At 58.4% G+C, this 7,510-nt stretch carries 8 protein-coding genes, 1 tRNA gene and 1 pseudogene; 2 read left to right on the top strand and 8 right to left on the bottom strand.

Annotated elements, in window-relative coordinates:
* Positions 1-320 (bottom strand): acyl-CoA thioesterase domain-containing protein (locus I8N66_RS34805; protein ID WP_291164328.1); only part of this gene is annotated, 320 nt, incomplete at its 3' end.
* Between the two features lie 85 nt (positions 321-405).
* Between I8N66_RS34805 and I8N66_RS34800 the strand changes: the two genes are divergently transcribed.
* The gene (locus I8N66_RS34800) at positions 406-1,620 is read left to right on the top strand and encodes a ubiquinone biosynthesis hydroxylase (RefSeq protein ID WP_291164325.1); all 1,215 of its coding nucleotides are present in this window, start codon (positions 406-408) and stop codon (positions 1,618-1,620) included.
* Between the two features lie 243 nt (positions 1,621-1,863).
* Here I8N66_RS34800 and I8N66_RS34795 read toward each other — a convergent pair whose 3' ends face one another.
* The 4 genes from I8N66_RS34795 to I8N66_RS34780 form a co-directional block, all read right to left on the bottom strand.
* A complete protein-coding gene (locus tag I8N66_RS34795; RefSeq protein WP_043626122.1) occupies positions 1,864-2,052 on the bottom strand; it encodes a Trm112 family protein in 189 nt (62 codons plus the stop codon).
* Between the two features lie 10 nt (positions 2,053-2,062).
* Complete coding sequence (locus tag I8N66_RS34790) at positions 2,063-2,743, bottom strand: LON peptidase substrate-binding domain-containing protein (RefSeq protein ID WP_291164320.1); 681 nt, start codon at positions 2,741-2,743, stop codon at positions 2,063-2,065.
* A 194-nt stretch (positions 2,744-2,937) separates the two neighbouring features.
* Positions 2,938-3,912 carry a thioredoxin gene (gene trxA / locus I8N66_RS34785; protein ID WP_291164317.1) on the bottom strand — a complete coding sequence of 325 codons (975 nt, stop codon included), beginning with the start codon at positions 3,910-3,912 and terminating at the stop codon, positions 2,938-2,940.
* A 58-nt stretch (positions 3,913-3,970) separates the two neighbouring features.
* A complete protein-coding gene (locus I8N66_RS34780; protein ID WP_291164314.1) occupies positions 3,971-4,480 on the bottom strand; it encodes a prolyl-tRNA synthetase associated domain-containing protein in 510 nt (169 codons plus the stop codon).
* Between the two features lie 250 nt (positions 4,481-4,730).
* Between I8N66_RS34780 and I8N66_RS34775 the strand changes: the two genes are divergently transcribed.
* A tRNA-Gly gene (locus I8N66_RS34775) sits at positions 4,731-4,805 on the top strand.
* Positions 4,806-4,925: 120 nt separating this feature from the next.
* Here the strand turns inward: I8N66_RS34775 and I8N66_RS37645 are convergent.
* From I8N66_RS37645 to I8N66_RS34765, 3 genes and pseudogenes are all read right to left on the bottom strand, one after another.
* On the bottom strand, positions 4,926-5,444 hold the full coding sequence (locus I8N66_RS37645; RefSeq protein ID WP_365888354.1) for an SIR2 family protein: 519 nt from the start codon (positions 5,442-5,444) through the stop codon (positions 4,926-4,928).
* A 335-nt stretch (positions 5,445-5,779) separates the two neighbouring features.
* On the bottom strand, positions 5,780-6,805 hold the full coding sequence (locus tag I8N66_RS34770) for an AAA family ATPase (protein WP_291164311.1): 1,026 nt from the start codon (positions 6,803-6,805) through the stop codon (positions 5,780-5,782).
* 379 nt (positions 6,806-7,184) lie between these two features.
* Positions 7,185-7,510: pseudogene (locus tag I8N66_RS34765) on the bottom strand (hypothetical protein); the annotation flags it as partial.

Below are 7,510 nucleotides of genomic sequence, written 5' to 3'. Positions count from 1 at the left end.
ATCGCCTTGCCGTGCTGGATGGCGACGACGCGGCGGGTGGCGAAGCTCGAGCCGTCACGGATACGGTCGACTTCGTAGATGATCGGCACCGACGGATCGCCCGGCCGCATGAAATAGGCGTGCAGCGAGTGCACGAAGCGGTCCGCATCGACGGTCCGCTGGGCGGCGACGAGCGCCTGGCCGATCACCTGGCCGCCGAACACGCGCTGCCAGCCGACCTGTGGGCTCAAGCCGCGGAACAGGTTTTCCTCCAGCTTCTCGAGGTCGAGAATGGCAAGCAGCGCATCCATGGGCGTGGCGGTCTCAGTGGGGCGCGACATTTCGGCAGTCTCCGATGGTAGGAACGTCGATGGCATTGATCTATATAGACATAAAACGATGCTCAAGTGCGACGGGAGAAAGCCGATGCTCGATGTCTTGATTGCCGGTGGCGGCTATGTCGGCCTTTCGCTCGCCGTTTCGCTGAAGAAGGCGGCGCCGCATCTCAGCGTGATGGTGATCGACGGCGCGCCGGAAGGCGCGTGGAAGAAGGACCAGCGCGCCTCGGCGGTGGCGTCAGCTGCCGAACGCATGCTCGAAGTGCTCGGCGTCTGGGATCAGATCGCGCCGGAGGCCGAGCCGATCCGTCGCATGGTGATTACCGATTCGAAGGCGGCCGATCCGGTTCGTCCTGTTTTCCTGACCTTTGATGGCGATGGTGGCGATGGCCGACCCTTCGCCCATATGGTGCCGAACACCGCGATGGTCGGCGCGCTGCGGGGAGCCTGCGAGGAACTCGGCGTCGACAATCGCCAGTCGACGATGGTCGAAACCTTCAGGAGTGGCGACCACACCGTTGCGGTCACGCTCGCCGGCGGCGAGGAGCTGGAAGCGCGCCTGCTCGTCGCCTGTGACGGCGTGCGGTCAAAGCTGCGTGATGCCGCGGGCATCAAGACCGTCGAGTTCGACTATGGCCAGTCCGGCATCGTCACGACGGTCGAGCACGAGCGGCCGCATGAGGGCACGGCGGAGGAGCATTTCCTGCCGGCAGGTCCGTTCGCGACCCTGCCGCTCAAGAACAATCGCACGTCGCTGGTCTGGACCGAGCGCACGGAGGACGCCGAGCGGCTGGTCAAGGGCGACGATTTCCTGTTCGAGGAAGAGCTGGAGCGCCGCTTCGGCCACAAGCTCGGCCACCTGAAGGTGGTTGGTGGGCGGCGGGCCTTTCCGCTCGGCCTCACGCTTGCCCGCGATTTCGTCAAGCCGCGCTTTGCGCTCGCGGGCGATGCGGCCCACGGCATTCATCCGATCTCGGGGCAGGGGCTCAATCTCGGCTTCAAGGACGTGGCAGCGCTTGCCGAAACCATCGTCGAGGCCGACCGTCTCGGTCTCGACATCGGCTCGCTCGCGGTCTTGGAGCGCTACCAGAGCTGGCGGCGTTTCGACACGTTCCGCATGGGCGTGACGACCGACGTGCTCAACCGGCTGTTTTCCAACGACATCACCCCGGTCCGAATCGCCCGCGATTTCGGTCTCGGTATCGTCGACCGGTTGCCGTCGCTGAAGAACTTTTTCATTCGCCAGGCGGCCGGCGTAGCCGGCGAGACCGATCCGCGGCTGCTGTCCGGTCAGCCGATCTGAGACGTTTGCGGTAGGGGCTGCCCCTTACCCTAGCCCTCTCCCCGCATGCGGGGAGGGACACGGCCAAAGTTTGCCTCATGGCGAGGGGCTCGCGTTGAACGCGATCCGACACTTGCGGCTGGTCGAAATAATAGTTCTGGAGGGGGTCACGGATTTCCTTCGCCCCGCCTGCTGGGAGAAGGTGGCCGGCAGGCCGGATGAGGGGCAGTCGCAAATTCTACGCTCAATGAGCCGCCGCGGCGCTCAATCCTCGATCTTGCGCGCTTCGGAGACCAGCATGATCGGCACGCCGTCGCGGATCGGATAGGCGAGGCGGGCCTTTTCCGAGACGAGTTCGTTGGCTTCGGCGTGGTAGCTGAGGCGACCCTTGGTCAGCGGGCAGACGAGCAGCTCGAGAAGTTTCGGATCGACCTTGCTGGCGTTGATATCCATTATCCGGCGCTCACTGCAGGATGCTGTCCATATCGCCGAAGTCGCGCGCGAGCACGATCTCGGTGATGGCGATCAGGGTTTCGGCGCGGGTCTTGAGGTCGGGTGCTTCGAGCAGCGCCTGTTTCTCCGCAGGCCCATAGGGCGACATCATCGCCATGGAATTGACCAAAGTGCGGTTGCTCGCCCGCTCCACGCTCTCCCAATCGGCCTTCAGCTTGTTGGCTTCGAGATAGGCCTTGAAGGCGGCGAGAAGCGCTGCCCTGTCCACGAGGGTTTCATCGTCGCGGTTTTCGAGATCGGCGGCGAAGGGGCCGATGCGGAAACGGCGGTAGCCGCGGGTGCCGCCGACCTCCGAAAACAGCCGGTAGCGGCAGACGCCGGTGAGCGAGGTGATGTAGCGGCCGTCACCGGTTTCGGCAAAAGAGGTGATGCGGCCGATGCAGCCGACCTCGCAGAGCGCCTGCATCGGACCCATGGCGGTCTCGTTACGGCCCTCGCAGAAGGATGGTTGCACGATGCCGATCAGGCGGTTTCCGGAAAGCGCGTCATCGAGCATGGCAAGGTAGCGCGGCTCGAAGATATTGAGCGGCAGCTGCGCACCGGGAAGCAGCAAGGCACCGGTTAGCGGAAACACCGGAATGATCTCCGGCAAGTCCTTCGGACCGAGATAGCGTGCATTTCCGACGTGCATTTTCCGATAGACCCTGCAGATGTCCGCTTTGCCCCGCCAAGGAAGCGTAGTCAACCAGACCAGAAGATGGTGCGTTCCGTGAAAATCTCAAGGGACGAGTCCGCCGATCTTCATGGGTGAATGTGGATCGTGATCAGCCGCACGCACGAAAAGGGGCGCAAACAGCGCCCCTCTTCAAAAAAATGCCTGGCGGTTCAGGAGAACAGGATCGACGAGAGCTTGCGCCGTGCGGCGATCGTTGCCGGATCCTTCGGTCCCCAGACCTCGAAGAAGGACAGAAGCTCGCGGCGGGCGCCGTCGTCGTCGAAGGCCCGGTCACGCTTCATGATCGTCAGCAGGTGATCGGCGGCAGCCGTCCGGTCGCCTTCGACGTTGCGGATCTTGGCGAGCAGCACGCGCGCCTCGTGATCATCGGGATTTGCAGCGAGGCGCCGTTCGAACTCGTTGGGATCGCCGAGCTTGCGGGCTTCCTCGATCTGGTCGAGCTTCTTGCCGATCGCCGCAATGCCTGCGTCCTTGGCAAGGTCTTCCGGCAGACCGGAGAGCGCTTCGCGGGCTTCCGCGAGCTGGCCGAGCGTAATCATGCAATCGATCATGCCGGCGATCGCCACGACGTTTTCGGGATCGGCCTGCAGCACGGCGCCATAGAGGCCTGCAGCGTTCTGGGCGTCACCGGCATCGATGAGCGCCTTGGCATCCGCGAGAACCGCCTCGATCTCGGCCTTGCTGTCGTCGACAGCGGGACCGGCGATCTTTTCGATGAATTGCTTGATCTGGCTTTCCGGTACCGCGCCCATGAAGCCGTCGACCGGGCGACCGCCGACAAAGGCAATGACGGCGGGGATCGACTGGATGCCGAGCTGGCCGGCGATCGAGGGATGATCGTCGATGTTCATCTTGACGAGCTTGACGCGGCCTGCGGCTTCCGTGACCACCTTTTCGATGACGGGGGTCAGCTGCTTGCAGGGGCCGCACCAGGGCGCCCAGAAATCGACGAGCACCGGCTGCTGCCTGGAGGCTTCGAGCACGTCCTTGGTGAAGTTGGCAGTGGTGGTTTCCTTGATCAGGTCGCCGCCCGACGCGGCCGCCGGCGCCGGCTGGCCGAAGGAGGCCGAGGCCGTCATCTGAGTGCCGAAAGACCCTGCATAGGGATTGTCGCTGCCCGTCATTCTTCTCTCCTCGCCGGCTCGTCTGCCAGCTTACTGCATTCGCGCCAAAGATCGTATGTCAGGCCGTGACTTTCAAGACAAGCGGTTCGTGTCCGGTCGCTTCCATGAAGCGCAGCAGATCCTTCGTTGCGATCGCGGTCGTCGCGTCGTTGGAGAGCGGATGGCAGTTGACGATGTCGAACTTCATCAGATCTTCGTCGAGGATCACCTTGACGCTGCCTTCAGTGTCGTTGATTGCGCCGAAGGCGGTTACGGCACCCGGAATGACGCCCAGATACTCCATCAGCTTCTCCGGCTTGCCGAAGGAAACCTTGCTTGCTGCGCCGATCACCTGGTGGACGGTCTTCAGGTCCACCGTCGCGTGCTCCTCGACGGTCAGCAGGAAGTAGTTGTCCTTCTTGTCCTTCACGAAAAGGTTTTTCGTATGGCCACCGGGCATCTCGTCGCGCAGCGCCACCGATTCGGCGACGGTGAACACCGGCTCGTGGTTCTTGGTCTTATGTTCGATCCCGAGTTGATCGAGAAAACGGAAGAGGTCTTCGGCGGTCTTCGGCTGTGATTCACTCATGATTCTCATCCCTTGGGCACTAGTTTCGTATCTGCTTTAGGGGAGAAGCCCGTCGCGGTGCAATCTCACAGGCGCGAGCCAAGCCGAAAACGCGGCATTTCCGGGCTTTGCGAAGGGTCTCCAAAAAAATATTCGATTTCTCGTCATTTCCCTGTTGCATTCCAAAATCGCTTAGGCCATATACCGCCCGTCGCCGCAAGACAGCGCCGACGCCACGGTCCACCGACTACCCCCGGACCTTGGATGATGAGCGGGTGTAGCTCAGGGGTAGAGCACAACCTTGCCAAGGTTGGGGTCGGGCGTTCGAATCGCCTCACCCGCTCCAATTTCTCCCAACCACTTCATTTCACTGAGTAATTGAGCACGTAGCGATCCTTAGGGCGCCTAAAGCTGATTCACGGCAATAATGTACTAAGCAGAGCCTGCCACTATTGGAAGGGCAGATTCACGGTATACCGCGTCCCGCCCGCTCCTCCTTCACGGCCTTCCAGAGGTCAATTACCGCCAAAGGAACCTCGTGATGTTGTCCCGCTGGGTACTCTATGAACGACACGTTATAGGTTGAACCTATTGCCTGTCTCAAAGACGGGTGCTCAAACTTAGACATTAGGGCGTAATGAGTATGGTCCGCTCGAGTTCGTGCATGAACACTCTCGAGAATTAGCTGTATATCTGGATCAGATATTGAGTATCCGAGAAAGAGGACCGTATTAACGGTCGAAAGCGCCTGAACGGCATCATATATTCCTGGATTATCTGCTTTTGCGTTAAAATACGATTTCCTGTCCAATACGATCTCAGCTGTATTTGTTACACATCCATGAAGCTTCAATATTGTTCTTGATGGAGATCTGAGATCGGAAATAAAATTCTTATAGGTGTGCGTTCTGACATGGTGCGTCACATGCCCGCCACTATAATGCTCAAAATTTTTTTCGATTAATTGATCGTAGTTTGTAGTAATGCAAACTTTAAAATCTAGGCTGAGTATATCCTTATATATTTCTGCAGTGGGGGCGGGGCCAGTAGAAATTTTTGTTCTAGAAAGTTTCTTCGCTCCGCAGGCGAGATGACAGAGTTAATGAGCTCTGCAGCATCCAGCAACCGATCGCTTCGGATCAGTTGGCCTACTAGCCGCTGATCCTTCTTCGCAGGCAATCTTTCAGAAAGCTCTCCTATCAAAGCTGGCCAGCTTGGTAGTGCTGCAGCGGCAGACTTTGATATTCCCGCGCCGATGAAGACTACCACGCGGCGTTCAGCAATTTCTCGGACAAGTGGTACGGGCCAGCTAACCAAAGCTTAGACCCTCTCAGATATGGCTTCGGCTAGATCGCCTATGATTTCCCTGTATCGCGACGCTTGGCTAAATTGACTGCCTACCAAACCATCTCGCGCCTCAAGTGCGATAATTGGGGCGTTCGCGCTCTGCGCCAGTGGGATAAGACTATAAAGATTCGGTACGTCACCTAGGTGGAAAGGTAAGTCGCTATGCGCCGCAAATCCACTAAGAAATGTATCAACTTCGTCGGGTATGTCCGCCAAAATTCTTTCGTACGCTTTTGTAGGACGACGCACGCCCTCTTTGGCTTTTGCAATGTATTGCTGAAGTGTGAAGCCCAGAAAACCGCGTTTTATCGGCAGCGAGGTTAAGATTTCATATCGGTTTAACCCACTGGGATTGAGTCTCTCAGATTGCTCCAGGCCCACCTCATAGTAGTCCGTCCAACTGTTCATCCAGCGCGATATGTTACGTATTCCTAGGACGCTAAAGGCATCGGCGCCGAGGGGCGCTACAAAATAATCGGAGGATAGGAGAACGGATCGATTCAGAGCTCCCAAAGAGGGGCTAACATCAATAAAAACAATATCATAATCGTCTTCAACTGCTCGTAAGTATGACCTTAACCAGTTTGATACGCGAAACCCACCGGCTTTGCCTGTAGGCAATTCAGCCCATGCGGAAGAAAGTTCATCCTCAAACGTTGAGAAGCGCGGGTGCCCTGGAATCAAGTCCACCCCAAAACGATTTATGCTCGATCTGAGAGGTCGTACTCTACTATTAATATCAGCGTCTCCACTCAATATTGGGTCAACTATATCTAATATAGTCTTTGTTTTCGTCTCCTCCTTGTTGCCCTTTTCAGGCCAATATAAATCTATTGTTTTCACGTCTCCAAGTATAAACTGAGTAATATTACACTGCGGGTCGCAGTCTATAACTAGGACGCGTTTCTGTTGTTCGATCGCAAAGTATGCAGCAATGTTTCCGGTTAATGTGGTTTTTCCGACGCCGCCTTTGTTGTTGAAAAAACAAATTGACTTCATGGACTTAGCTCGCTTTCGGGGGAGGTCGGATTGTAGGTGGAGGAAACACCAAAACGGCAGCATTCGCAACCCGAGCTAAAAGACGCAAAGGAAAATCGCCGAGCGGGCAAAGTGTTCCGTCCGGCAACCACGACTCTCGAAAGCGCTTCCGACAACCGAAGTTTCAAAAATTTGGAGAAACTGGAGCGGGTGAAGGCGATTCGAACTCCTGCCCCTACCTTGGCACAGGTGTCTGGCCGAGTTCTCCTCCTTCGGCAACGGCACCTCCAGGCCGTTGTCTGGGGCGAGGAAGATAGCTCAACGTCGCGGAATGGTAGGCGCAGCGGCGCCTATGAAGGCATGACGACTGGCAAGTTTCAGCGCTTGTGTGCGAGCGCGCTCAGCTCTTCATGAACACGTAGTCCGTTTCCTGCCGGCGGATCTCGCCGGGGCGCAGCACTGCGCTCGGGAAGCCGGCGTGGTTGGCCGCATCCGGCCAGATCTGGGTTTCCAGGCAGAAACCGGCGAAGGGGCCGTAACGGCGTCCCTCGAGGCCGGGGACGGGGATGTCGAGCTTGGCGCCAGTATAGAGCTGCACGCCCGGTTCCGTCGTCAGCACTTCGAGCGTCACGCCGGAATTGATGCTGCGGGCAAACGCCACCGAGTGTTTCGCGTCGGCTGGAAGGTTGGCATTGCGCGCAACCGGATCCTTCAGGTCGTCGAGCT

This window comes from Ensifer sp. SSB1, from assembly GCF_016652895.1.
Lineage (GTDB): Bacteria > Pseudomonadota > Alphaproteobacteria > Rhizobiales > Rhizobiaceae > Ensifer.
Note: the sequence above shows the minus strand (reverse complement) of the source record. Positions and strands in the feature narration are given on the sequence as shown.